This is a genomic window from Eudoraea sp. (genome assembly GCF_049665975.1).
Classification (GTDB): domain Bacteria; phylum Bacteroidota; class Bacteroidia; order Flavobacteriales; family Flavobacteriaceae; genus Eudoraea.
In genome coordinates this window covers 1-2,026 of record NZ_JBATGR010000193.1, presented here as the reverse complement: position 1 = coordinate 2,026, position 2,026 = coordinate 1, and the positions used below count along the sequence as shown (strand labels likewise).

Here is a 2,026-nt window from a genome sequence, read left to right as displayed (position 1 = left end):
AATGGGGTCCGAGCACCCACACCACGAATAGTTATGCGGTTTGTGTTTAATGCGCCTGAAAGCAGATAAACTCCGGAGATTTGATTAATTGAGGAGGCAACATCTATTGGACTGTAATTTTGAAAGGCCTTTTCCCGAATAATCGTCGATGGGGTAATTCCAAGAATTTTATTGGTTTTACTTGGGTTATAAATAATAACTTCCTCAAGATAGGTAATTGAATCCTTTTCCAATTCTTGTGTATACCCATAGAAATAATTGTAAAGAAGAATGAAAAATAAAATGTAGAGCTTCATTAATTAATATTCAGTGCAAAAATAAGTATAATAGATATGCTAATGGGATTGGTCAAATTTATATATTAAAAGACACTTTGCAAGTTGGATTAAACATTCACTATTTTTGAAATTAAATTAAATTGATTTGAAAATAGTTTCATACAATGTAAATGGTATAAGGGCAGCCCTGAACAAAGGTTTTCTTGAATGGCTCAAACAGGTAGATCCCGATGTGATTTGTCTTCAGGAAATAAAAGCAATGAAAGAGCAGCTAGATATTAGTGTTTTTGAAAAGAACGGATACTTTCATAATCATTGGTTTAGTGCACAAAAAAAAGGATATAGCGGAGTTGCTATTTTGTCTAAAAAGCAACCCAACCATGTCGAATATGGAACCGGAATAGATTATATGGATTTTGAAGGCAGGAACCTTCGGGCAGATTTTGACGGACTATCTGTTATGAGCATGTATCTTCCTTCAGGAACCAATCTGGCCAGATTGGATCTTAAGTTGAAATATATGGCAGATCTGCAGACCTATATAAATAAAATCAAAACGAAACACCCTAACCTTATTATTTGCGGGGATTACAATATTTGTCATCGGGCAATTGACATCCACGATCCGGTGAGAAATAAAAATGTATCAGGGTTTTTACCGGTTGAACGGGAATGGATAAGCAATTTTATTGATAGTGGGTTTATAGACAGCTTTCGATTTTTTAACAAAGAACCACATCATTATACCTGGTGGAGTTATAGGGCAAATGCCCGTAATAATAACAAAGGTTGGCGTCTGGATTATGGTATGGTTAGTCGTTCTCTTGAGGACAGACTCAAACGTTCTGTTATACTTTCAGAAGCAAAACACAGTGATCATTGCCCAATTCTGATTGAATTACATGAATAATTAAAGTACTCTTAATGAAATGTAAACATGGGAATTGCTAAATTTGTCTGGTCAAAAAAGAATAGTGTTTGCTTATGATATATAAAAAATTACCTCACACGGATTTAGAAGTCAGTAAGATTTGTTTGGGTACAATGACCTGGGGTCGTCAGAATTCGGAGGAGGAAGGACATCAGCAAATGGATTATGCAGTTGATATGGGAATAAACTTTTTTGACACTGCTGAACTTTACCCTATTCCGGCTCATCCAGACAGATATGCCGATACAGAGAAAATAATTGGCAGCTGGTTTAAGAAAACAGGAAATAGAGACAAAATTATTCTAGGGACCAAGATAGCGGGTAAAGCCGATTTCGCCAAGTTTATTAGATCATCCGGTTTTAGAAAGGAAGGCTTAATTGAAGCCGTTGAAGGAAGTCTGGAACGACTCCAAACAGACTATATAGATTTATATCAATTGCATTGGCCGGAGCGTTCTACCAACTATTTTGGGAAAAGAATTTATAAACATGATCTGACAGATCATTGGCAGGATAATATTCACCAGGTATTGGAGACTCTCAGTGATCTGGTTAGTGAAGGTAAAATTAGACATGTAGGACTTTCAAATGAAACCCCATGGGGAACAATGCGTTTTTTGGAAGAAAGTAAAGTACACGCCAACTTACCCAGAATGATTACCATACAAAACCCCTATAATTTATTGAACCGCCAGTTTGAAGTGGGGCTTTCAGAAATTTCAATACGGGAAAATATAGGCCTCTTAGCTTATTCTCCTTTGGGATTTGGAGTTCTTAGTGGAAAGTATATGGGCGGTATGAAGCCTGCAAACGCCAG

At 36.5% G+C, this 2,026-nt stretch carries 2 protein-coding genes and 1 pseudogene; 2 read left to right on the top strand and 1 reads right to left on the bottom strand.

Features of this window, described 5'->3' with window-relative positions; genetic code table 11:
• A pseudogene (locus WBN20_RS07275) lies at window positions 1-296 on the bottom strand (TonB-dependent receptor family protein); the annotation flags it as partial.
• A gap of 127 nt (window positions 297-423) precedes the next feature.
• Between WBN20_RS07275 and WBN20_RS07270 the strand changes: the two are divergent.
• On the top strand, window positions 424-1,188 hold the full coding sequence (locus WBN20_RS07270; RefSeq protein ID WP_424281219.1) for an exodeoxyribonuclease III: 765 nt from the start codon (window positions 424-426) through the stop codon (window positions 1,186-1,188).
• Window positions 1,189-1,262: 74 nt separating this feature from the next.
• A partial coding sequence (locus WBN20_RS07265; RefSeq protein ID WP_424281218.1) for an aldo/keto reductase occupies window positions 1,263-2,026 on the top strand: 764 nt, incomplete at its 3' end.